General features: G+C 47.0%; 17 protein-coding genes. 9 read left to right on the top strand and 8 right to left on the bottom strand.

Annotated elements, in window-relative coordinates:
• The first annotated feature begins 6 nt into the window (after nucleotides 1-6).
• Nucleotides 7-939, top strand: coding sequence for a glycosyltransferase family 2 protein (locus NQ564_RS04165; protein ID WP_039848088.1), 933 nt, complete (start codon nucleotides 7-9; stop codon nucleotides 937-939).
• Here the strand turns inward: NQ564_RS04165 and NQ564_RS04170 are convergent.
• Nucleotides 914-2071 carry a glycerate kinase family protein gene (locus NQ564_RS04170; protein ID WP_008147735.1) on the bottom strand — a complete coding sequence of 386 codons (1158 nt, stop codon included), beginning with the start codon at nucleotides 2069-2071 and terminating at the stop codon, nucleotides 914-916. The two genes, NQ564_RS04165 and NQ564_RS04170, sit on opposite strands and share 26 nt — an antisense overlap.
• Nucleotides 2072-2379: 308 nt before the next feature.
• Here NQ564_RS04170 and NQ564_RS04175 point away from each other — a divergent pair, with 308 nt between their 5' ends.
• The 4 genes from NQ564_RS04175 to pgl all read left to right on the top strand — a co-directional run bounded on the left by NQ564_RS04175 (nucleotide 2380) and on the right by pgl (nucleotide 7587).
• Entirely contained in the window at nucleotides 2380-3756 is a 1377-nt protein-coding gene (locus tag NQ564_RS04175) for an FAD-dependent oxidoreductase (protein WP_008147736.1), read from the top strand.
• Between the two features lie 12 nt (nucleotides 3757-3768).
• Entirely contained in the window at nucleotides 3769-5262 is a 1494-nt protein-coding gene (gene gnd / locus NQ564_RS04180) for a decarboxylating NADP(+)-dependent phosphogluconate dehydrogenase (protein ID WP_021862741.1), read from the top strand.
• 137 nt (nucleotides 5263-5399) lie between these two features.
• Entirely contained in the window at nucleotides 5400-6869 is a 1470-nt protein-coding gene (gene zwf, locus NQ564_RS04185) for a glucose-6-phosphate dehydrogenase (protein WP_021862743.1), read from the top strand.
• 16 nt (nucleotides 6870-6885) lie between these two features.
• Complete coding sequence (gene pgl / locus NQ564_RS04190; RefSeq protein ID WP_021862744.1) at nucleotides 6886-7587, top strand: 6-phosphogluconolactonase; 702 nt, start codon at nucleotides 6886-6888, stop codon at nucleotides 7585-7587.
• Between the two features lie 169 nt (nucleotides 7588-7756).
• Here pgl and NQ564_RS04195 read toward each other — a convergent pair whose 3' ends face one another.
• From NQ564_RS04195 to NQ564_RS04220, 6 genes are all read right to left on the bottom strand, one after another.
• The gene (locus NQ564_RS04195; protein WP_008147740.1) at nucleotides 7757-8665 is read right to left on the bottom strand and encodes a DUF368 domain-containing protein; all 909 of its coding nucleotides are present in this window, start codon (nucleotides 8663-8665) and stop codon (nucleotides 7757-7759) included.
• A gap of 2 nt (nucleotides 8666-8667) precedes the next feature.
• Nucleotides 8668-10110, bottom strand: a complete 1443-nt coding sequence (locus tag NQ564_RS04200) for a tetratricopeptide repeat protein (protein WP_008147741.1) — start codon at nucleotides 10108-10110, stop codon at nucleotides 8668-8670.
• Nucleotides 10111-10120: 10 nt separating this feature from the next.
• Nucleotides 10121-11866: a glutamine--tRNA ligase/YqeY domain fusion protein gene (locus NQ564_RS04205; protein ID WP_129649819.1), complete on the bottom strand. Its 1746-nt coding sequence runs from the start codon at nucleotides 11864-11866 to the stop codon at nucleotides 10121-10123.
• Nucleotides 11867-12468: 602 nt separating this feature from the next.
• Complete coding sequence (locus NQ564_RS04210) at nucleotides 12469-13722, bottom strand: Nramp family divalent metal transporter (protein WP_008147754.1); 1254 nt, start codon at nucleotides 13720-13722, stop codon at nucleotides 12469-12471.
• Nucleotides 13723-13972: 250 nt separating this feature from the next.
• Entirely contained in the window at nucleotides 13973-15292 is a 1320-nt protein-coding gene (locus tag NQ564_RS04215; RefSeq protein ID WP_008147758.1) for a sensor histidine kinase, read from the bottom strand.
• Complete coding sequence (locus NQ564_RS04220; RefSeq protein WP_008147760.1) at nucleotides 15292-16647, bottom strand: sigma-54-dependent transcriptional regulator; 1356 nt, start codon at nucleotides 16645-16647, stop codon at nucleotides 15292-15294. The genes NQ564_RS04215 and NQ564_RS04220 overlap by 1 nt, the downstream gene beginning before the upstream one ends.
• Before the next feature lie 126 nt (nucleotides 16648-16773).
• Between NQ564_RS04220 and NQ564_RS04225 the strand changes: the two genes are divergently transcribed.
• The 3 genes from NQ564_RS04225 to NQ564_RS04235 all read left to right on the top strand — a co-directional run bounded on the left by NQ564_RS04225 (nucleotide 16774) and on the right by NQ564_RS04235 (nucleotide 20078).
• Nucleotides 16774-17301 carry a transposase gene (locus tag NQ564_RS04225; RefSeq protein WP_008158281.1) on the top strand — a complete coding sequence of 176 codons (528 nt, stop codon included), beginning with the start codon at nucleotides 16774-16776 and terminating at the stop codon, nucleotides 17299-17301.
• 147 nt (nucleotides 17302-17448) lie between these two features.
• Complete coding sequence (locus tag NQ564_RS04230) at nucleotides 17449-18786, top strand: TolC family protein (protein ID WP_008147768.1); 1338 nt, start codon at nucleotides 17449-17451, stop codon at nucleotides 18784-18786.
• A 41-nt stretch (nucleotides 18787-18827) separates the two neighbouring features.
• Complete coding sequence (locus NQ564_RS04235) at nucleotides 18828-20078, top strand: efflux RND transporter periplasmic adaptor subunit (protein WP_008158279.1); 1251 nt, start codon at nucleotides 18828-18830, stop codon at nucleotides 20076-20078.
• Nucleotides 20079-20289: 211 nt separating this feature from the next.
• Here the strand turns inward: NQ564_RS04235 and NQ564_RS04240 are convergent, their stop codons facing one another.
• Nucleotides 20290-21231, bottom strand: a complete 942-nt coding sequence (locus NQ564_RS04240) for an NAD(P)H-dependent flavin oxidoreductase (RefSeq protein ID WP_021862949.1) — start codon at nucleotides 21229-21231, stop codon at nucleotides 20290-20292.
• Between the two features lie 111 nt (nucleotides 21232-21342).
• Between NQ564_RS04240 and NQ564_RS04245 the strand changes: the two genes are divergently transcribed.
• Nucleotides 21343-23463: a M3 family metallopeptidase gene (locus tag NQ564_RS04245; protein ID WP_129649821.1), complete on the top strand. Its 2121-nt coding sequence runs from the start codon at nucleotides 21343-21345 to the stop codon at nucleotides 23461-23463.
• Nucleotides 23464-23885 lie beyond the last annotated feature (422 nt).

Raw genomic sequence — 23885 nt, forward strand, 5'->3', positions numbered from 1 at the left:
ATGCAGATGAAGAAACTTGCGGTCATAGTCCCTTGTTATAACGAGGAGTTAGTTATTGCCGAATCATACCGGCGTACACGGGAGGCGTTGCAGAAGCTCCCTGTTTTAACGGAAATTATCTATATCAACGACGGCAGTAGGGACCGGACGCGTCTGATGTTGGACGAGATCGCGTCTTCCGATCCGCAGGTGAAGGTGATCCATTTCTCCCGTAACTTCGGACATCAGCCGGCTGTTACGGCAGGTATCAATAATTGTGATGCCGACTTGGCTGTCATCCTGGATGCCGATATGCAGGATCCTCCCGAACTCATCCCTTCCATTCTTGAATTGCAGGAAAAAGAACAGGCGAACGTGGTTTATTGCGTCCGTAAGTCCCGCGAAGGGGAAGGGCTTTTCAAAAAAGTGACAGCGAAAGCTTTTTACCGTATGCTGAACTATATGAGTGATGTGAATTTCCCGTTAGATACAGGTGATTTCCGCCTGATAGACCGGAAGGTGATGGATCAGTTCGACCGTTTTCAGGAGCGGGGAAAATATATTCGCGGACTGATCAGTTGGGTTGGATTCAAACAGGTTCCTTTTTATTATGAACGGGAGGCACGCATCGCCGGAGAGACAAAATACCCGTTCAGCAAGATGTGGAAGTTTGCTACCACCGCCATGCTTTATTTCTCCAAGAAGCCGTTGCGCCTGGCGACAAGCTTGGGTTTTATAGCCGTATTGGTCGGTATCATACTGGCCGTCTGGTTCACCTTAGGTAAGATATACGGCTTTAGTAATGCAGAAACAGGCTGGACCTCTATCATGACCTCCGTTATTTTCTTTGGAGGTGTCCAATTGTTGACGGTCGGTGTGTTGGGCCAGTATGTCGGCATCTTGTTTGACGAGATCAAAGCACGTCCGGAATATATTATCGACGAGAAAAAGAATTTCTGAACGGATGGATTACCGAACAAATCTGAGTCACCAGTCTACGGATATTTTCTTTGGCAAACTCCGGCTTCATAGCGTTCTCTAAGGAGACTGGACCGGGGGTGATTGAGAATACCCCCTGAAAGCCGGCCCGGTTCATCTGATCCGCATCTTCTATACTTCCTGCAAGTACGATGACAGGAATATTCTGTTTCCGGGCCTCTTCCAGGATACCGGAAGGCACTTTCCCCATTGCCGTTTGCCGATCGGCCCGTCCTTCACCGGTAAAGATCAGGTCGGCCCCCTTTATTTTCTTACCGAAGTCCAGTGCGTCAAGCATCAGACGGATACCCGGTTTCAACTCGGCATTTAGGAACGCGAGGAAACCTCCGCCCATTCCTCCGGCTGCTCCGGCTCCGGGGATATTCGAAATGTCTTTGCCTGTGGCCGACCGGATAACCTGTGAAAGCGCCTGCATACCGGCTTCCAGTTCTTTGACCATCCTGGCATCGGCTCCCTTTTGCGGAGCAAAGATATAAGCAGCTCCATCAGACCCGCAGAAGGGATTGTGTACATCGCAGGCAATTGTGAAGCGAGTTTCCTTTAAAGCCGGATGTACGGCAGATGTATCAATGGAGGCTACCTGCGACATGATCTTGCCGCCTGTTCCCAACAGATTTCCCCGCTTGTCCAGAAAACGGAATCCTAAAGCTTGCAGCATCCCTAATCCTGCATCGTTGGTGGCACTGCCGCCTATGCCCACGATAAAGCGGCGGCAACCTTGTTCGAGGGCATCGAGAATCAGTTCCCCCGTCCCGTAAGTAGTCGTCAGCATCGGATTCCTTTTTTCTTCGGGAACTAAAGGTAAACCGCTGATGGCTGCCATCTCGATCAGGGCTGTCTGCCCGTCTCCCGAAATACCGTACTGGGTCTGAATAAGTTCCATCAAAGGTCCGTGTGCCGGCAGGGTTCGATATTTCCCTTGTGTCGCGGAGACGAGTACGTCTAACATTCCTTCGCCTCCGTCGGCGATCGGAAACAGCAAGATTTCGCAATCGGGGAAGATCGTTTTGATTCCTTTCATTACCGCAATCCCGGCTTCTTCCGAGGTCAGGCAGCCTTTAAAAGAGTCGATGGCTATTACTATTTTATTCATTTTATCCGTCTTATAATACTTCAGATGATTTGTGAATTCAAATGTATCTAAAGTTTACGAGAAATGACGGATTCCCGGTTGTACTTTTTGACGCAGTTTTTTCATGTCCCTGAAAAGGAAAACGGTTTATAAGGACAGAACAGGGAATATTGCCAAATCTTAGGGCAAAATCACTATCCTCTGAAATCTAAAGGCTGTGTATTTTTGTATCATAGAAAAAACAAAACGATAAATAGAGGCTTATTGGGAACAATTAGGTTAAAGGAAATGTTCCTTAAGTAGAAAATAAAAAGGAGGAAAAACAAAAGATGAAAAAGTATGATGCAATCATCATTGGTTTTGGTAAAGGCGGAAAGACGCTGGCTGCTGATTTAGGCAGCCGCGGATGGACTGTCGCCGTAGTGGAACGTTCGAAAGAAATGTACGGCGGGACATGTATTAATATCGGATGCATTCCGACTAAGACATTGGTGCACCTTTCCAAAGTGGCGCAGTATTCCCACTTCACGACATTCGAGCAATATGCCGATGCGTTCCACAAGGCAATCGAGGAAAAAAGGAAGATCACGGCTGCTTTGCGTCAGAAGAATTTTGAGAATCTCGACAGCAAAGAGACGGTAACTGTTTATACCGGTGTTGCCTCGTTTCTTTCCCCAACGGAAGTGGAAGTGAAAACCGATCGTGAGACGATCGTACTGCAAGCTGGTAAAATATTCATCAATACCGGTGCCTCCACCATCGTTCCCAACATAAAAGGGATCGAAGGCAACCCTTTCGTCTACACCAGCACTTCGATCATGGAACTGGACCGGCTGCCCCGTCGTCTGGCGATCGTGGGAGGTGGTTATATCGGACTTGAGTTTGCATCTATTTTTGCCAATTTCGGATCGGATGTGACGGTTTTAGAGGGAGGCGACAAGTTTATTCCTCGTGAAGACCGTGATATCGCCGATGCCGTCAAGACTGTTTTGGAAAAGAAGGGCATTTCGATCCGCCTGAATGCCGTTGTGCAGGAGATCGGGCACGATGCCGGCAAAGCTACCGTCGTCTACCGGGATGCTCTGACAGGCGATACGGAACAGATCGATGCCGATGCGATCCTGCTGGCTACCGGACGCCGCCCGAACACCGAAGGGCTGAACTTGCAAGCTGCCGGCGTGAAATTAACGGAGCGTGGGGCAATCGAGGTGGACGACCGCTTGCATACGAGTGCGGATAACATATGGGCGATCGGGGATGTGCGTGGCGGTTTGCAGTTCACATATCTTTCGTTGGATGACTACCGTATCATACGTGATGAGCTTTTTGGAGACGGCAAACGCAACACCGGTGACCGGGAGGCGGTTGCCTATTCGGTGTTCATCGATCCGCCCCTGTCACATGTCGGTCTGAATGAAGAGCAGGCACTCCGGACAGGACGTAACATAAAAGTTTCCAAAGTCATGGCAGCCTCGATGCCGAGAACCCGTACGATCGGACAGCCGGAAGGATTATTGAAGACGGTCGTGGATGCCGACACGAACCAGATATTGGGAGCTACGCTGTTCTGTGCCGAGTCGAGTGAAATCATCAACCTCGTGTCGTTGGCGATGCGTACGGATAATGATTATGTCCTCCTTCGTGACAATATTTTCACTCACCCTTCTATGAGTGAGTCTCTGAATGATTTATTCAACATAAAATAAAACAAATAAAATATGAAAGCAGATATAGGATTGATCGGGCTTGCCGTGATGGGCGAGAACCTGGCACTCAATATGGAAAGTAAGGGTTTCACAGTTGCCGTATATAACCGGAGTGTACCCGGCGAAGAGGGAGTTGTCGACCGTTTTGTCAATGGCCGGGGCAAAGGCAAACATTTTATCGGAACGCATTCGATCGAACAATTGGTCGATTCAGTAAAAAGTCCTCATATCATCATGATGATGGTCAAGGCAGGGCATCCTGTAGACGAGCTAATCTCGCAACTACTCCCTTTCCTTTCGCCGGGCGATGTGATTATCGACGGAGGCAATTCTGACTTCCACGACACGGAACGTCGTGTGAAGGAATTGGAGGAAAAAGGGATCTATTTCGTTGGAACCGGAATTTCGGGAGGAGAGGAGGGAGCCTTGCATGGCCCGTCCGTGATGCCCGGAGGTTCGGTGGAAGCTTGGCCGCTGGTGAAAGACATCTTGCAGGGGATTTCCGCCAAGCTGGACGACGGTTCGCCTTGTTGCGAATGGATCGGAGCGGGGGGAGCAGGCCATTTTGTGAAGATGGTGCACAACGGCATAGAATATGGCGATATGCAGCTTATTTCCGAAGCCTATTCGCTGTTGAAAAACCGGAAAGGGTTGGACAACGATGCGATGGCCGTCGTCTTTGATGAGTGGAACGGAGGGGAATTGGATAGTTTCCTGATCGAGATAACCGCCAATATCCTGCGTTTCCGTGACGAAGACGGAAAACCGTTGCTTGACAAAATATTGGATGTCGCCGGACAAAAGGGAACCGGCAAATGGAGTGCGATTGCAGCTATGGACGAGAATGATCCGCTGACGTTGATTACGGAAGCGGTTTACGCCCGCTTGCTTTCGGCCTTGTATTCCGAACGGGTGAAGGCGGCAAGACTTTATAGTGGAAAGTTGAAAGTGGAAAGTGGAAAGTTATCAGACGATGCTCAACTTTCAACTTTCAACTTTCAACTTTCAATTGAAGACGTTCGTCAGGCACTATACGCAGCTAAGCTGGTTTCTTATGCACAGGGATTCTCCTTGCTTCGTCGTGCTTCCGAGCATTATGGCTGGGATTTGGATTATGGGACGATTGCCCGTATCTGGCGTAAGGGATGTATCATCCGTTCCGTCTTCCTGCAAAAGATCACAGATGCGTACCGGAAGGACCCGGACTTGGAAAACCTGCTCTTCGATGACTTTTTCCGCAGTAAGATACAGGATGCTCTTCCCGCCTGGCGCCGAATTGTCGCCGAAGGGGCGCTGAGCGGTGTTGCCTTGCCTGCCATGAGTTCGGCCCTAAGCTATTTCGACGGGTTGCGTACGCTGCATTCGGCTGCGAATATGATTCAGGCACAACGAGACTATTTCGGGGCCCATACTTACGAACGTACCGATCGCGAACGTGGTCATTTCTTTCACACCAATTGGACCGGAGAGGGAGGTAATACAATTTCGGGCACGTATAGCGTCTGATTTATCAACATCGTATATTTGTAGGGGCAGGGCTCTGCTCTGCCCATCGGTATCTGATAAGGTGACGTTATTTTCCATTGGGCGGAGTAGAACCCCGCCCCTACGGATTCCGACATCATTAAATTAAAAAAAAGCAAATGAAAACAGCAAGCAATCAATTATTAGTTATATTCGGAGCTTCCGGTGACTTGACAGGGCGGAAGCTCTTGCCCTCGCTCTATGAACTGCATGTTCGGAGATTATTGCCGGAGCGCTTCTGCATTTTGGGAGCAGCCCGTACGGAATATTCCGATGATGAATACCGTGCTTTCGAAAAGGTGCATATCCGGGAATCCCTAAAAAAGAAAGAGGTGGACGAAGCCGAACTGGACAGTTTCCTCCGCCGTGTCTTTTACCTTGCGTTCGATTCGACCAATTCCGCCGAATACCATAAACTGAAAGATCGTATCCATCAGTTACAGCAAGAGCAGCAGTTGCCGGACAAGATCATTTATTATCTTGCTACCCCGCCGGTGATGTATGAACTGATTCCGACCTGCCTGAAAGAAAACGGGATGAATGTTGCCGGAAGCGAGGATGGCTGGCGTCGTGTGATCGTGGAGAAGCCTTTCGGAACGAGCCTCGAATCGGCCGAACGGCTGAACAAGCATCTCATTCATATCTTCGATGAAAAGGAAATTTACCGTATCGACCATTATTTAGGAAAAGAGACGGTACAGAACATCTTGGTGCTCCGTTTCTCCAACGGCATATTCGAACCGTTGTGGAACCGTAATTATATCGATTCGATTGAAATCAGTGCTTCGGAAACACTTGGCGTGGAGAATCGCGGAAAATATTATGACGGAGCGGGAGCCTTGCGCGACATGATTCAGAACCATTTGATGCAACTGATGGCATTTACGGCGATGGAGTCGCCTTCGGTGTTCGATCCGGAGCCGATCCGTGACGAGATTGTGAAGGTGTTCCGCGCTTTGCGCCCGTATAAGACGCATGATATGGACAACCTGATTGTGCGTGGCCAGTACGACGGCTATCGGGAGGAGAAGAATGTGGCGCCTGACTCCACTACGGAGACGTATGTCGCTATGAAAATGTTTATCGATAACTGGCGTTGGAGCGATGTCCCGTTCTATATCTTTACAGGAAAGAAATTACCGGAAAAGAGTTCGGAGATTGTGGTGAACTTCAAATCCACTCCTCACCAGCTTTTTGCCGGACAATGTTCGGGCGGTTCCTGTAACAAACTGATTATCCGTATCCAGCCGGACGAGAGCATCACGCTGAAGTTCGGTCTGAAGATGCCGGGAGCCGGTTTCACGGTGAAGCAGGTGGGGATGGATTTCCGCTATGATTCGCTTTCGAAGAACTATCTGCCTGATGCTTATGAGCGCCTGTTGCTCGATGCTATGTTAGGTGATTCGACTTTGTATGCTCGTAGCGACGCTTTGGAGGCAAGCTGGCGACTGATCGATCCGATCCTCCATCACTGGAAAGAAGAGGGGGCGAAGGACCTGTTTTTCTATGCCCCCGGTGAGGACGGTCCGCTCGAAAAGGCCAAGTTGGGGATGATACCGAAGGAGTGCCCTTGCCAAAGTTGTCAATGATATAAAATAGATGATTATGATGATAGAGAATTTTAAAGACGATAAAGAGGCTCTCCGGGCAATGACCGGGGAGCTTGTCCGGTATATGGACCGGAAAGATGACGGCCTACCTTTCAACCTCGCTTTGTCGGGAGGAGGGACGGCACAGAAGATGTTCACTCTTTGGGTAGATGAATATAAAGACAAGATCGATTGGGATGCGATCCGTTTCTTTTGGGTGGATGAACGATGTGTTCCGCCAACTGACCCGGACAGCAATTATGGACATGCAAACGAGCTTTTGTTCAAGCCGCTGCATATACCCGCCAATCATGTGCACCGCATTCATGGTGAAGTGGAACCTGGTACGGAAGCGATGCGTTATTCGCGTGTCGTGAAGGAGTATCTGCCTCGGCATGGACAATTGCCCTATTTCGATTGCATCATCCTGGGGATCGGAGGTGATGCGCATACTGCATCCATCTTCCCGGATACTTTGCCGTTGTTGACGGACAGCCGTAATTATGCTGTCTCTCAGCATCCCGAATCCCGCCAGTACCGCATCACGATGACCGGTCCGCTGATCCTGAATGATTCGCCGTTGCTGGTTCCTGTTTTAGGGACAGGAAAGAAAGAGATGCTCGAAGAACTGAAAAAAGGTTATTCGGCAACCCATCCTACGCCTGCTGCCTATATCCTTTCCCATGCGGTAGAGGCGTTTGTATACACGACCTTATGACAAGATAGGATGGAGTGGGGATAAAAAGGAGAGTGTGTCAAATATCGGTATTCATGGGACGCGGATGACGCAGACGAGCGCAGATTAACGCAGATATAATTATCAACAAAATAAATCTGCGTCCGGTAATATCAATTTGACACACCCTCCCTTTTTCTGTTGTAATTTATTATTTCGATGTCTTCATAGAGAGCTTTTCCAGGAAGTAAACGATAGCGTAGCCTAGAATCATCAGGCCGGCAGCTTCCCAAACAAGTTGATTCGGCATGATGTTAGCTTCGACTAAAGGTTTTACAACGCCATGACTGTCCGTATACGTCTCGATCGTTTCCTTCCAAGGCCAAACCTTGTTCAGCGAACCGAGCATAAAACCGGCTAATACGGAGATCGTAATGTCATGAAACCGGCGAAGAGCGAACGAAAGCACACGGGAGAAACTGGTGATACCGATTACAGCACCGCAAATAAACACTAACATCACGGGGATATTGAATGTCTTTACCGCCTCCATGATATAAAAATACTTGCCTAACAGTACCAGGATAAAACTACCCGATATACCCGGCAGGATCATGGCACAGATGGCTATCGCCCCGCAAAGGAAAATAAAGAACAGGTTGGAAGGCGTCTCGGCTGGTGTTGCAACCGTTATGTAGAATGCAATAACGATCCCGATAATATAACTTAGAATTGTTTTCCAATCCCATTTCTTGATATCTTTGGAAACGAACCAGGTGGAAGCCAGTACTAATCCGAAGAAGAAGGACCAGACCAGGATCGGGTGGTCGGTCAATAGCCAGGTGATGACTTTCGCCAACGAGAATATACTGATCCCGATCCCTGCAACGATGGATAGCAAGAAGTTGGCATTGATCGCTTTCCAGAATGCTGCGATTTTTCCGGTAAAGAGCAGTTTGAGGCTGGCTCCGTTAATACTTTTGATCGAGTCGAGCAACTCTTCATAAATTCCGACAATGAAGGCGATGGTTCCGCCTGATACGCCCGGCACGACGTCTGCCGCACCCATACCCATGCCTTTTAGAACTAAGAGGCCGTAGTCTTTTAGATTTCTTTCCATGTTTAATTATTGTTATCCTTATTCTTGAGAAATTCTTTCACCAGATCTTCCGGTGGAATATGTTTGCTACCGATACGCTCGACTATCCCTTCATAACTGAGCCCGGCATTTTTCAGATAATTGAGCAATTCTTCGGGAGAAGTCTGCCTGTAATGTTCGCTGAAATGTTTCATATCTCCTTTTGCCAGATATGCCATTGCCATATGGAGATGCATATAAGGCATTTCCGGATTGGCTTCCAACACCTTCTTATAGTATTGCAAGGCCTTGTCGATATCTCCTTTCATAAACAGATATTGTCCGGCGCGATATAAGCTCTCGAAGTCTTCCTGCTGCTTGTCTTCCACTTGGTCGAGGGCAGTGAAAAGGCGTTCAGTCGCTTCCATAGCCTTGTGTTCGTCTCCGTTTTCCAGGTATGTAAGGGCCAGCAAGGAAAGGATGCGGATATTCTTCGGGAATAGTTTGGACGCTTGCATCAGGACATCGGAGGCTTCTTCGTCACGTCCTGTTTCGACACAACATCGGATATAATTGATATAAGTGCTTGAGTCTTCCAGCTGGTTGTTCTGCTTTAATTGCTCTTTCAGCAAGACATAAGCTTTTTCGTAGTTCTCCAGCTTGACATAACATTCGGCAAGCAGGGGAGTGATGCGAATGCGGGTCTCATCGGTCGTTGCAATATCATTATATACCTCGATCGCTTTCTCGTAATTTTCGTTCATGTACAGGCAATAAGCCTTCAGTATCTTCAGCTCTTCATCCGAGTCGTCGCATGTTAGAGCAAAGTCGAATGCTTCGATCGCTTTCTCATAGTCTCCGCTGATGGAGTAGAGACGGCCCAAAGTGAACCAGTAGTCGTTGGAGTAGGGGTTCTTGTCGATCAGTTCGTTGCAAACCTCGATTGCTTTTTTAATATCGCCCTCTATTTCCAAATTATAGCAAAGCTCGTCTTTCAGGATCAGGTTGTCCGGGAAAAGCATAAGACCACGATTAATGAAGTCGTGTGCTTCCTTCGTCATCTCCACATCCCCCAAAATCGGTGCGATATATTCGAATAGCGTTTCTAAATACTCGCATTTGTCGGCGATAAGTTTTTCTACATGCCCGATGACTTTGTCGTATGAGTCCTGCATGACGTAACATTCGAGACGCAGCATGTCGAGATCCTGATTGTCGGTTTCAGCTATTGATTCGATCAGTACGAGTGCACTGTCATAGTCTTCGTTGTAGACATACGACTTGCATTGCCTGATCTGCAAATCGGGATTACCGGGATGAAGCCGTAGCCCTAAGGCCAGGACTTCATCATAGTAAGTATAATCATCAGATTCTTCAAAACTGTCCAACAGCTCATCGACTTCATCGGCATCAAAATAAGCATCCTTACCCTCCTGATGACCGACCAGATAGCGTTGTAACAGGCGTGAAATATCTTTTTTTTTCATATCGGCCCTGTTATTTATCTTTCACCTTGCTCCAGGTATCTTTCAAGGATACGGTGCGGTTGAAGACTAATTTACCGGCTGTAGAATCTTTATCTACATTGAAATAGCCGATACGTTGGAACTGCAGGTAGTCGAGCGGTTTGGCATCAGCCAGGAACTTTTCGACATAACAATTTGTCAACACTTTCAAGGAGTCCGGGTTGATGATCTCTTTCATGGCATCTAAAGGCGAGCAGTTCTTAGCTTCGCGGATAGCCGCCATTTCGTCGCGCGGGTTCTCCACTTTCCACAGGCGGTCGTACAAGCGTACTTCAGCCGGCAGACAGTGTGCACAGCTCAACCAATGGAGCGTACCTTTTACTTTCCGGTTGCTATCCGGCATTCCGCTCTTGGTATTCGGATCATATTCGCAATAGATTTCCGTGATCTCACCGTTCTCGTCTTTCTTGCAGCCTGTGCATTTTACGATATAGGCGTTTTTCAAGCGAACTTCCTGGCCGGGGGTCATGCGGAAGAACTTCTTCGGAGCATCTTCCATAAAGTCTTCCCGTTCGATCCACAGCTCGCGGCTGAATTCGATCGTATGGCTGCCGGCCGACAGATCTTCCGGATTGTTGATCGCCTCCATCTCTTCCACCTGCCCTTCTGGATAATTGGTGATAATGAGTTTAACCGGGTTCAACACGGCCGATACACGGGTTGCGCGGATATTGAGGTCTTCGCGGACGGCACTTTCCAGCAGTGCAAATTCGTTCAGGGCATCATAAGTGGTATAGCCGATCTTGTCGACGAACTTATGGATCGCTTCCGGTGAATAACCGCGACGACGGAAACCGCAGATGGTCGGCATACGGGGATCGTCCCAGTCGTGTACAAGACCTTCTTTTACGAGGATCAGCAGATTACGTTTGCTCATCAGCGTGTAACTCAGATTCAGTTTGTTGAACTCTGTCTGGCGTGGACGGTTATCGTCGAGATCCTTGCCCTCTTTCAGCCAGTCGATAAACAGATCGTATAACGGACGATGTACGACAAACTCAAGTGTGCACAGCGAATGAGTGACACCTTCGAAGAAGTCGCTCTGCCCATGTGCAAAGTCATACATCGGGTAGGCTTTCCACTTGTCACCCGTGCGGTGGTGCGGAGTCTTGACGATGCGGTAGATGATTGGGTCGCGGAAGTGCATATTCGGGTTTGCCATGTCGATCTTGGCACGCAACACCATCGAACCTTCTTCCAACTCGCCGCTGTTCATTTTGTGGAACAATTCCAGATTTTCTTCGATCGGGCGGTCACGATAGGGGCTGTTTGTGCCCGGCTGTGTCGGCGTCCCTTTCTGGGAAGCGATCTGTTCGGAGGTCTGCTCGTCGATGTATGCTTTTCCTTCCTTGATCAATTGGATTGCGAAATCCCAGAGTTGCTGGAAGTAGTCGGAAGCGTAATATATATTATCCCAGTGGTAACCCAGCCATTCGATATCTTCTTTGATGGCGTCCACATATTCCAAATCTTCTTTTACCGGATTGGTATCGTCGAAGCGCAGGTTGCAAACACCTCCATATTTTTGTGCAATGCCGAAATCCAGGCAGATGGCTTTGGCATGTCCGATATGCAGGTATCCGTTGGGTTCGGGTGGGAAACGGGTTTGTACTCGTCTCTTATTTTTGCCTTCCGCCAAATCTTTTTCCACCATTGCTTCAATGAAGTTCAAGCTCTTTTTGCTTTCTTCCGGTTCGTTTGTCTTGATATCGCTCATCTTTGTAGTTAATTTGTCTATTCAAAGTTTGCAAAGATAGTGAAATAAAGGCCGGAATGCAACTGTTTTGCAACTTTTCTTTTATCCTGTTTTTTCAGAAGGGAAGAGCTTTCGCACGCATTTCTCTTTTCGAACGAAGTGAGAGAGATTTACTTTTCTTTTCTTTACTTTCCTTTTCTTTTCTTTGTGTACTTAAATGCCGTTTTTGGGGAGTTTTTTCCGACAAAACCTGGGTTTTGGAGAAATTTATTATTTGACTTATTGTTGTTTTTGATGGTTGAAAAAGCACTAGTTTTTGTCTGTATTGATATCTGAATGCACTTGCATGAAACGGTAATTACACTTGCATGGATTTTGGATTATATGAGCATAAAAATGAGATTGGATGCGGAAAGACAAGCGTTGGATGCAGATAAGATACAACATGGGAGTGTGTCAGAACTATCCTGTTCCCGCGCTTGACGCGGGATCGCACTAAAGCCAGTCATATAAACATCTGATTGATAAGGCTTGCTCTTCTGCGGCTCCGCGTCAAGCGCGGGGACAAGGGGATTTTGCCCCCTCCCCCTCGCTGTCTTTAGGTTAGGGTTGGGGTTATTGTATTAAATCAGGCTTATCAGAAGCGCAACGTTTAAGAAGGTTACAAGTGCTCCTAAAGTGACTAAAATGATCGTTGTGGATCGTGAATTCACAAATTTGCCCATCACTTTTTTGCTGGATGTCAGGTAAACTTGTGTGAAAACGGTGATCGGCAACTGTATGCTCAGCAACATTTGCGAGTAAATTAGGCCTTTGAACGGATCGCCTACGACAAAAATAATGAGCAAAGCAGGGATGAATGACAACAAGACCCCTAATTTGGAGTGAAGGTCTTTGTGGTTGTACGCTTCACCGTAGAATCCGGCAAAGATAGATGCTCCGGCAATCCCGGAAGTGATCGTGGAGGAAATACCGGCCAGCAGGAGTGCTCCGGCAAATATGACACCTGCGTTGTTTCCGACCAGCGGGACTAATAGCTGTTGTGCCTGGTCCAATTCGTCTACCGCAATATTCTGTTTGAAGAAGGTGGCTGCTGCCAGTATAATCATGGCCGAGTTGATCGCCCAGCCGATAACCATAGATAACAGTGTATCGTAGAATTCATATTTCAATTGCTTTTTGATCACCGATTCGTCTTCGAGGTTCCATTCGCGGCTCTGTATGACTTCCGAGTGAAGAAACAGATTGTGGGGCATGACAACGGCTCCGAGTACACTCATGATGATCAGCATGGAATTTTCCGGGAAAGTCGGTTTTATCCATCCTTCGATGGCAGTTCCCCATTGTACGTCTACCAATGCCAGCTCATAGAGGAAGGAAAGGCCGATGATCGAAACGAACATGATGATCCAGCGTTCTATCTTACTGTATGTATTGGTCAGCAACATTCCGAGGCAGACTACCGTCACGATGACGGCACCAACTTTGATCGGCATTCCAAACAGCATCCTGAGGGCAATGGCACCTCCCAGTACCTCGGCAAGCGAGGTCGAAACACTGGCCAGCATGGCAGAGATCAGGATGGGGCGGCTCAGCATACGTGGCATATATTTGTTGGTTGCCTCCGAAAGGCAAAGTCCGGTCACGATTCCCAAATGGGCGACGTTATGCTGGATGATGATCAGCATGATGGAAGAAAAGGTGACGACCCAAAGCAGGGCATAACCGAATTCGGAGCCGGCAGCCAGATTGGTCGCCCAGTTCCCCGGATCGATAAAGCCTACGGTAACAAGTAATCCCGGCCCGATATACTTTAACAGGTCCAGAGCGCCGGCACTCGGACGGTGGTTGATTTTGAGTTTGTCTAATAGATTCATATTGATAGTTTTATATTGTTATTGTAACGGAATGATTGTCGTTCCGTAGGGGCAGGGCTCTGCTCTGCCCATTGGATCCGGCAAGGCGGACGTTGTTCTCATTGGGCGGAGTAGAACCCCGCCCCTACGGGACACCATTATTTTATTGCGTACGGATAAATCATCGTTTTATCGTCCAAAAATATAAAATATTTGCCGATAGGAATGTTTATGATAATTGATAATTTTTATCGGCTGATCTGTTTTCCTTCTAAGGGAATGTCAGTACAAATGTCGTCCGTTTGGCGGCCGGCGCACTCTTCAGAGCGATGCTACCTCCCGAAAGGCGCATGATCTGGCGGGAGATGGAAAGCCCGATACCGCTGCCACCCTCTTTAGTGGTAAAGAATGGAACGAAAATGTGTTCGGCCTCTTCTTGCGGGATAACAGGCCCGTTATTGCTGACCTCGATCAGGACAGCTTCTTCTTCGTTGCAGTAGGCTTTTACCTCGATCAGACCATCTGCTTGTCCGCAACCGATTGCCTGCATGGCGTTTTTCAGCAGATTCAGGACGACTTGCGAGATCAAATTCTCGTCTGCATAGACGATCAGGTCGGAAGGCTCTACACTGACATTGATCGTGATATTGGGAAAATCAGTGTGATGGCGAGCCAACTTTACCATGCGTTCTGCAAACTTCTGGACATAGAAAAGAGTGGGCTCCGGCGTCGGGATATGTGTGAATTTACGGTATGACTCCACGAAAGAAATCAGGCTTTTCCCTGTTGTACTGATTACTTCCAGCCCGTTGCGTATCTCGTCATCCGCATTTTGGTGCAAAGAGAGAAGCGTGTCGCTTAGAGAGGTGATAGGAGTGACCGAATTCATGATCTCATGCGTCAAGACGCGTGTCAGGCGGATCCATGAATCGATCTCCTTATCGTCCAGCTCACTGTTAATATCATTGATTGCTAAAATGCGTACATGCTTGTCCTGTAGCGTCATCTCCGAAACGCGGATGGACAGATGAACGTTGCCGCGCTCGTTGGCAAAGGATATCTGGTGCTTGTCGCCAGGCTGAATGTTTTGTATGACGGCTTTCAGGTTCTCGTCTATACGGGCAAGCTGTTGCACATTTGTAAAGACAGCCAGTCCAAGCAAACGCAGAGCTTCGTTATTCGTCTGATAAATCACGCCGTTGTCATCGAGTACGATAATGCCGGTATTGACGCAATTCATAATCAGCTCGTAGTATTTTTCTTTCTGGGCGGCATCCGCTTTGGCCTGGAAAAGAATTTGTGTGATGCGGTTAAGCGATTCACTGACCAGTTTGTCGTTCGACGAGCGTCCACGCGTCGCATACCGGAAAGCGTAGTCGCTGTTGTCTATCGCATCGAACATGAAAGCCACCTTTTGAGCGTTTCGCTTGTCGGACAACAGGATTAGCCGGAGGAGGAAAGCCCATATGGACAGGACCGGTACAAACCACACCCATTCTTGGCGGAGAGCTAAATAGGTACCGGCTATCGTCAGGAGTACGAAAACGGCAATACGGAGATGGAAATTATGGTAAAGTCCTTTCAACAGCATTATAGTTCGTATCGTTTGATCTTATTGTATAAAGTCTGGCGGGAAATACCCAATTGGCTTGCGACGAGCGACAAATTTCCGCTGTACTTGTCCATTGCGTTTTTAATCATATTATATTCCATCTCTTCCAGAGTTGTCGCCTCTTTTGCCACCGGCTCCTTTTTTGCCCGTGGAAAATCGAAATCGTTGCCGTCCAACACACTTCCTTCGGCAATAATAACGGCTTTTTCGATCGTGTGTTCGAGCTCCCGGATATTTCCGAACCAAGGTTGCGCTTTTAGTTTCTCTTTGGCATCCGGGCTGAGACGCATGGCAGCTTTCCCATATATCTTGGCATATTTGGAAAGGAATATTTCGGTAAGGGGTACGATGTCTTCCGGCCGTTCCCTGAGCGGCGGTATCTCCACATGGATCGTATTGATGCGATAGAGTAAATCCTCGCGGAAATCCCCTTTCTGCACCATTTCTTGTAAATCGCGGTTGGTAGCGCAAATCAGGCGGATGTTGACCGGGATAGGCGTATTGCTTCCCACGCGGACAATGCTGCGGCGTTGCAAGGCAGTCAGTAACTTCGCTTGCAGATGATAGGAGAGGTTCCCTATCTCGTCAAGGAACAGCGTGCCGTTGTCGGCCACCTCGAATTTCCCCGGACGGTCTGCCCGAGCATCGGTAAATGCCCCTTTGACATGTCCGAACAATTCGCTTTCGAAAAGAGTTTCCGTAATAGCTCCCATATCGACCGGAACCAAAGTCTCTTTTTTTCGGTTGGAAAGCATATGGATCTCGCGGGCAAGCATTTCCTTACCTGTCCCGTTCTCTCCGGTCACCAAGATGTTGGCATCCGTCCGGGCTACTTTTTCGATCAGGGAACGAAGTTGCTGCATAGCGTTACTTTCCCCCCAGAACATTCCGCTTTCCTTGGAAACGACGAGTTTGCCTGTGGCGATCGAAATGCCTTTACGGTTTGCCGTCCGGATCGTATAGGCCGTTTTCAGTGTTTCCAGCAGCTTGGCGTTATCCCAGGGCTTGACCACGAAATCGGTCGCTCCTTCCTTGATTCCCCGTACGGCAAGGTCGATGTCTGCATAGGCCGTAAAAAGAACGACCTGTATCGAGGCATCTTCCTTTTTTATTTCCGAAAGCCAGAATAACCCCTCGTTGCCGGTATTGATGCCGGCACTGAAATTCATATCTAATAGGACCACATCTATATTTTCATCGTGCAGTGTGGCTTTTATCTTGTTGGGAGTAGAGATCGTAATCACCTTCTCGAAGCAAGTGCCTAATAGCATCTGTACTGCGGTGAGAATCCCTTTGTTATCGTCTACTACCAGTATGGTGCCTTGTTTTGTCATTTGTTTTTCTTGTATGTCTGTTGCAAAGATAATTTGTTCTGTTGGAGTAACTGATAATTTAAAAGAAATTTTGTGATTCTGATGAGAGTTGTATCTTTGTTTATCGTTAATTTAAACAGATAGACTATGAAAAAATATGATAGACACTCTATTCGGCTAAAAGGGTATGATTATTCTTGCAAAGGATTATATTTCGTGACGGTATGTGTACAAGACAGAAAACAGCTACTTGGAAATATTATGGAAGGTATCATGGAAATAAATGATATCGGAGAACTTGTTCAACAAGAATGGTTAAGCATAGAACAACGTTTTCCTGTGGTTTTGCATGAATACACGATTATGCCTAATCATTTTCATGCCATTATCGAACTCGTAGGGGCAGGGCTCTGCTCTGCCCGGATAGGAGATCTCCGGGAAATAGACAAGAGGGCAGAGCAGAGCCCTGCCCCTACGGTGGGAGATGTTGTTTGTGCGTTCAAATCGTTGTCTACCAAACATTATAATAGGCATTGGCACTATCCCAAAGGACATCGTTTGTGGCAACGGAATTATTATGAGCACATCATCCGGAATTATGATGACTACGACCGAATCTCCTGTTATATCCACCATAATCCTGGTCGGTGGGAAGAGGATATGTTTTACGGATAGTGTCTTCGCATTGTCTAATTATTTTACACCACTGTCCAATTTTTTGACATCTGTTGCCAAATGATATTATACTAACTTGTTGTATATTATTGTTTTATCTATTTTGGCACGCTCTTTGTATTTTATCAGGTAGAAAATAATATAGCAATGAAAAAGATCATATTAACAACAGCACTTTCTTTTGCCTTGGTAGCCTCGGTAATGGCACAGGACAAAATATGGAGTTTGGACGATTGCATGCGCTATGCGGTGGAGAACAGTCCGAAGGTAAAGCAGCAGCTTTATACCAATAATACATACAAGGCCGAGCAGCAGTCTGCCATCGCTTCCTTTTTGCCTTCAATCAGTACGCAAGTGGATGCGCAGTATCGGTTCGGACGTTCTGTAGACCCGGAAACGAATACTTACGTAAACACTTCCACTTTTAACAACGGGTATGGTGCATACGCTTCTTTGCCGCTTTTCAGAGGTGGGCAATTGATTAACCAATGGCGGCTGGCAAATGTGAACCGCCACATGGGGAGAAATGATTTGCAGAAGCAGAAAGATGATTTGGCAATCAATATTATGGATGCGTTTATTACGGTTGTCTACTATCAAGGACTGGTGAAGATGTGTTCCGAAAAATTGGAAGACAGCCAGCGTCTTTTATACAAAACGCGTCGCCAGGAAGAATTGGGGTTGAAAGGAAAGGCAGACGTTGCCCAGATCGAATCGCAGGTAGCCGGTGACGATTACAATCTGACGCATCAGCAGAACCTTTATAATACGGCGATGATGACCCTGAAAAACGCGATGAACTATCCGTCGGATTTGGCTCTTGATGTCGATACCGTTGTGCCTCCCGTACGGGATATATTGGCTGAGGAATCTGTCAGTGCCATTCAGGATTATGCTATGGCAAACAATCCGACTGCTTTGCAGGCTGATTTTCAATTGAAAGCCAGTAAAATGAATTACTTGATAACAAAAGGAAAGTTGCTTCCGTCTCTTTCCGTCGAAGCCGGTATCACTACCAGCTATTTTGAAAACCTGAAAGCGGAAAACGCTCCCGTTGCTTTTAAAAACCAGTTTAAAAATAATCGTGGAGAATATATTTATTTTAGTTTTAGTTTTCCTTTGTTTGACGGTCTGTCTCGGATTACCAATATGCGCCGTGCTCGTAACAATGTCCGGATCGCATACGAAAAGCAGACCGAAACGCTTCGTCAGTTGCAGAAAGATGTCGAGCAAGCTGTTCTTGATCGGGAGGGCTATGCTAAAGAAACGATTCAGATGGAGAAGAAAGTAAAGGCCGATGCTTTGGCTTATCAGGTAACTTTACGCAAATTTGAGGAAGGACTGATGAGTCCGCTCGATGTGCAGACAAATGCGACGACTTTGTTGAACTCAAAGGCTGATCTTTTACAGAGGCGTTTGCTGTACACAATGAAATGCCGACAGGTTGATTATTATAAAGGGCAACCGTTGATAGTTGAAAATTGATAGTTGAAAATTAAAGTTGAAGAAATAAAAAACATACAATCATGGATATACAGTTAGAAAAAAAGAAAGGTCTTCAAAAGAAGCATATTCCTTATGTAGCAGGTGGCGCTTTTTTCTTGGTTTTGGTGGGATGGATCGTTTTCGGTGACCACGCTTCGACATTGAAAGTGGATGCCCGCGGTGTCAATATTGGGAATGTAACGAAAGAGCAGTTTAACGATTTCGTCCGTGTGAACGGCCAGGTACAGCCTATTACGGTTGTGCAGCTCAGCCCGGAAGAAGGCGGTATCGTGCAGGAAAAAGTAGTGGAAGAAGGGGCACAGGTGAAGAAAGGGGATGTGATCATCCGTCTTTCCAATTCAAATCTCGACCTGCAGATCTTGGATGCCGAGGCACAGTTGGCGGAAAAGCAAAATTTTCTTCGTAATACACAGGTGACGATGGAGCAGGACAAATTGAACAATCAGTTGGAAAAAGCACAGCTGGATGTCGACATGACGCGCTACCGCCGTGCCTATAACCAGCAGAAAAAGTTGTATGAGGAAAACTTGATTGCAAAGGAAGAATTTTTGAAAGCAAAAGAGGATTTTGAGTTGGCAAGTAAAAAATATGACTTGGTTGTAGAACGCTTGCGTCAGGATTCGATCTCCCGTACAATCCAGATGGACGAAATGGAAACCAGTTTGTCCAATATGCGTAAAAATATTGCTTTGGTTCACGAACGTAAGGAACATTTGAATGTCCGCTCGCAGATCGACGGTGAATTGGGACTGTTGGATGTCGTATTAGGCCAGAACGTTTCGGCCGGACAGAAAATCGGGCAGATCAACGACTTGTCGGATTATAAGATCGAGGCTCTGATCGACGAACATTATATCGACCGCGTGAAAAAGGGATTGTCCGCAACATTCGAACGTCAGGGATCGGACTTTGAATTGAACGTACGCAAAGTCTATCCGGAAGTGCGAGACGGTAAGTTCCGTACGGATTTCGTCTTCACCGGCGAACGTCCGGATAATATCCGCAGTGGACAGACCTATTACATTAACCTAGAACTCGGACAGCCGACAGAAAGCATCATCATCCCGCGCGGAACCTTCTTCCAGAGCACAGGTGGCAGTTGGATATTCGTTCTTGACAAGGACGGCAAGAAAGCATATCGCCGCAAGATCAAGATCGGTCGCCAGAACCCGCAATATTACGAAGTCATCGATGGCCTTGAAGCGGGTGAAAAGGTAATTGTCTCCAGCTATGAAAGCTATAAAGACAACGAGGTACTGGTACTTGAATAGATAGTTACCGAATGAACTAAATGAATATGAGAGTGTGTCAATTTGATATTTCTGGACGCAGATAACGCAGAATACACAGACAAACGCAGATTTATTTTTTTTTGATAATTAATAATATCTGCGCTCGTCTGCGTTGTCTGCGTCCCATGAATACCGATATTTGGCACACCCTTAATTCATAAAACTAAAAAAACTTTTGTGTCCTGACCACCTATAACGCCTGTTGTATCTTTTCCGTTCCTTTGCGGAAGTCTTCGATGATTTCTTTCATGACTTCGGTCACGGTCTGCGTTTCACGAAATAAGGATGCGACTTGTCCGATTTCCAGCTCGCCTTCCTGAAGATTTCCTTCGAAAATACCTTTCTTGGCACGGCCTTTTCCTAACAGTTCTTTCATTTCCTCGACGGAAGCCCCACGGGCTTCAGCTTCTTCGACAGCCGTAGTGAATTCGCCTTTCACCAAACGGGTGGGGGAAAGTTTCTTCAACAAGAGCTTCGTGTCGCCTTCGTTCAGGTTGAGACACAATTGTTTGAAGTTTTCATGTGCGGAACTTTCTTCTGTCAGGGCGAAGCGAGTACCGATCTGAACCCCTTCGGCCCCGAGAGCGAAAGTTGCCAGCATAGCGCTACCGGTCCCGATACCGCCGGCAGCCATCAATGGGAGAGTTGTGGCACGGCGTACGGCAGGTATCAGGCAAAGAGTCGTTGTCTCTTCTCGCCCGTTATGCCCGCCGGCTTCAAAACCTTCGGCAACGATGGCGTCGACACCGGCTTGTTCACATTTGACGGCAAATTTGGAGCTACTGACGACGTGGGCGACTTTTATCCCGTGTCCTTTTAGGAAACCCGTCCAAGTTTTAGGATTGCCGGCTGAGGTGAAAACAATCTTCACACCTTCTTCCACCAATAGATTCATCAGAGCATCGATTTCCGGATACATTAAAGGGACGTTCACACCAAAAGGTTTGTCGGTGGCTACCTGGCATTTCCGGATATGTTCGCGTAAAACTTCAGGGTGCATGGAACCGGCGCCGATCAGGCCGAGACCGCCTGCATTACTGACTGCCGAGGCAAGCCGCCAACCGCTGCACCAAACCATTCCGCCTTGTATAATCGGGTATTGAATACCGAAAAGTTGACAAATTCTATTCATATTCATCTTTGTTTATTGTGATTTTAGATTAGATCAAAGATAATGACAATTATTGGAAATGGGATTGTCTTTAGTTACCTTTGTATCCTAAACAAATTAATAATTACAAATATGAACAAAACACTTATGGCTGCCGGACTTGCAGTTATTTTGGGGGCATGTAACTCATCAAAGAAGAGCGACGGGGCTGACACTTCCGGTATGAATCCATTCTTTACCGAGTACACGACACCGTTCGGTGTTCCTCCTTTTGAACAAATCAAAGTAGAACATTACAAACCTGCTTTCCTGAAAGGAATGGAGGAACAAACAGCAGAAGTAGAGGCGATCGTAAACAATCCCGACGAAGCTACTTTTGAGAATACGATTGTAGCACTGGACCGTAGTGGGGAATTGCTCATGAAGGTGGCTTATGCTTTCAGCGGTCAGGCGAGTGTCAACACGAACGACGAGATCCAGGCTCTTGAACAGGAACTTTCACCGTTGCTCTCCAAACATAGTGACGATATCAGCCTGAATCCGAAACTTTTTGCCCGGGTGAAGTCTGTATATGAGAATCAAGCAAAGTTGAACCTAGACAAGGAACAGAAGAAACTGCTTGAAGAAACTTATAAAGGATTTGTGCGGGGTGGTGCCAACTTAGATGCCGGCAAACAGGAGGAACTTCGTAGACTGAACGAACAGATCTCTATGTTAGAACTGACTTTCGGGCAGAATTCGTTGAAAGAGACTAATGCTTTCCAGCTCGTGGTCGATAAGAAAGAAGACCTGTCCGGCTTGCCCGAAACATTGATTGCTGCAGCTGCTGTTACGGCTAAAGAGGCCGGAATGGATGGAAAGTGGATTTTCACATTGCATAATCCGAGTGTGATGCCCTTCCTGCAATATGCCGACAATCGTGCCTTGCGTGAGAAAATCTATAATGCCTATGTTTGTCGCGGTAATAATAACAATGCAAATGACAATAAGGACGTGATCAAGAAGTTGGTTACCGCCCGTTTGGATAAAGCTAAATTGTTGGGTTATGAAGACTTTGCCACATACGTGTTGGAAGAAAACATGGCGAAGGATGAAAAGAATGTATATGATTTGTTGAACAAGATCTGGACTCCCGCTCTTGTAAAAGCGAAGGAAGAATTGGCGGATATCAATGCCGAGATAAAGAAAGAAGGCGGTAATTTCGAAGCGGAAGCTTGGGATTGGCGTTATTATTTCGAAAAGGCTAAGAAAGCGAAGTTTGACTTAGACGAAAACGAAGTTCGCCCGTATTTGGAACTTAACAATGTCCGGGAAGGTGCTTTCTATGTGGCGAACAAACTATACGGCATCACTTTTACTCCGTTGCAGAACATGCCGCTTCCCGATCCGGATGCCCAGGTTTTCGAATGTAAGGATAAGGACGGTACATCCTTAGGTATACTTTATATGGACTTCTTTACCCGTCCGGGAAAGAGCGGTGGTGCATGGTGCGGCGGTTATCGTGACCAGACGTATAAGGATGGTAAGCGTGTCGCTCCGGTAGTGACGACTGTATTCAACTTCAGCAAACCGGCAGATGGACAGCCTGCTTTGTTGAGTGCCGACGAGGCTGAAACTGTTTTCCATGAATTCGGACATGTTTTAAACGGACTTTTTGCCGATGTCCATTATAATGGAGTGGCTGGTGTTCCTCGCGATTTCGTGGAACTTCCTTCACAGGTAATGGAGCATTGGGTGTTTGAACCGGAAGTCTTGAAAGTTTATGCCAAGCATCATGAAACAGGCGAAGTGATCCCGCAGACTATTGTCGATAAAATAGTGAAGAGTGGCAAATATGGGCAAGGTTTTGCAACAACCGAATATGTGGCGGCTTCTCTATTGGATATGGATTATCATGTATTGAAGGAAGTTCCTGCCGGTTTTGATGCCGAATCGTTCGAAGCAAAAGTGATGGGAGACCGTGGTTTAATCCGCCAGATTCCGCCTCGCTATCGTTCGACCTATTTCGGCCATACGATGGAAGGTGGCTATACGGCCGGCTATTACAGCTATATCTGGGCGGAAGTGTTGGATTGCGATGCTTTCGAGGCGTTCAAAGAAACAGGGGATATCTTCAATTCCGAAGTGGCCGCCAAGTTCCGTACATACGTTTTGTCGCCGGGCGGCATTGACGAAGGCATGGCCATGTACAAAAACTTCCGAGGCAAGGAACCAAGTATCGATCCACTATTGCATAATCGTGGCTTGAAATAGGAAATAAGACTTTATTTGGTGAAAGAGGCTATGTCGCAACTGTCCTGTTCTCACGCTTGGCGCAGAGGCAGGGCAGTTGCAGCATAGCCTTTTTATTGTAGAAAGGTGGGGTGGCCTGACAACAGAATGCAAATCTGATTTTGCGAAAAAAACAATATCCTCCTTGAAATGTGATTTCTGGTCTAATTAATTGATACTTAAATGTGTATTAAAAATATGTGTTTGTTAAAAAATATTACCCTTGCGGGCAAATTGAATTACATAGGGTAGAAAATCAAAATAGATGCGGTAGTAGTTTCGATTTGGACCAATGGTTTTTTTATGAATATGACAATAAGGGGATAAAAAAACAAGATTTTTTCGGGATACAAATTAGAGGGTGTGTCGAAATCTCCTTGTCCCCGCACTTGATGCGGGGCCGC

This window comes from Parabacteroides johnsonii DSM 18315, assembly GCF_025151045.1.
Taxonomy (GTDB): Bacteria; Bacteroidota; Bacteroidia; order Bacteroidales; family Tannerellaceae; genus Parabacteroides; species Parabacteroides johnsonii.

Coding starts and splice junctions, on each gene's coding strand:
- NQ564_RS04225 (WP_008158281.1), top strand. CDS start 16,774: ATGAAAAAATATGATAGACACTCTATTCGGCTAAAAGGGTATGATTAT.
- NQ564_RS04195 (WP_008147740.1), bottom strand. CDS start 8,665: ATGGAAAGAAATCTAAAAGACTACGGCCTCTTAGTTCTAAAAGGCATG.
- NQ564_RS04215 (WP_008147758.1), bottom strand. CDS start 15,292: ATGCTGTTGAAAGGACTTTACCATAATTTCCATCTCCGTATTGCCGTT.
- NQ564_RS04210 (WP_008147754.1), bottom strand. CDS start 13,722: ATGAATCTATTAGACAAACTCAAAATCAACCACCGTCCGAGTGCCGGC.
- NQ564_RS04245 (WP_129649821.1), top strand. CDS start 21,343: ATGAACAAAACACTTATGGCTGCCGGACTTGCAGTTATTTTGGGGGCA.
- NQ564_RS04165 (WP_039848088.1), top strand. CDS start 7: ATGAAGAAACTTGCGGTCATAGTCCCTTGTTATAACGAGGAGTTAGTT.
- NQ564_RS04170 (WP_008147735.1), bottom strand. CDS start 2,071: ATGAATAAAATAGTAATAGCCATCGACTCTTTTAAAGGCTGCCTGACC.
- NQ564_RS04200 (WP_008147741.1), bottom strand. CDS start 10,110: ATGAAAAAAAAAGATATTTCACGCCTGTTACAACGCTATCTGGTCGGT.
- NQ564_RS04235 (WP_008158279.1), top strand. CDS start 18,828: ATGGATATACAGTTAGAAAAAAAGAAAGGTCTTCAAAAGAAGCATATT.
- pgl (WP_021862744.1), top strand. CDS start 6,886: ATGATGATAGAGAATTTTAAAGACGATAAAGAGGCTCTCCGGGCAATG.
- NQ564_RS04220 (WP_008147760.1), bottom strand. CDS start 16,647: ATGACAAAACAAGGCACCATACTGGTAGTAGACGATAACAAAGGGATT.
- NQ564_RS04230 (WP_008147768.1), top strand. CDS start 17,449: ATGAAAAAGATCATATTAACAACAGCACTTTCTTTTGCCTTGGTAGCC.
- NQ564_RS04175 (WP_008147736.1), top strand. CDS start 2,380: ATGAAAAAGTATGATGCAATCATCATTGGTTTTGGTAAAGGCGGAAAG.
- gnd (WP_021862741.1), top strand. CDS start 3,769: ATGAAAGCAGATATAGGATTGATCGGGCTTGCCGTGATGGGCGAGAAC.
- NQ564_RS04240 (WP_021862949.1), bottom strand. CDS start 21,231: ATGAATAGAATTTGTCAACTTTTCGGTATTCAATACCCGATTATACAA.
- NQ564_RS04205 (WP_129649819.1), bottom strand. CDS start 11,866: ATGAGCGATATCAAGACAAACGAACCGGAAGAAAGCAAAAAGAGCTTG.
- zwf (WP_021862743.1), top strand. CDS start 5,400: ATGAAAACAGCAAGCAATCAATTATTAGTTATATTCGGAGCTTCCGGT.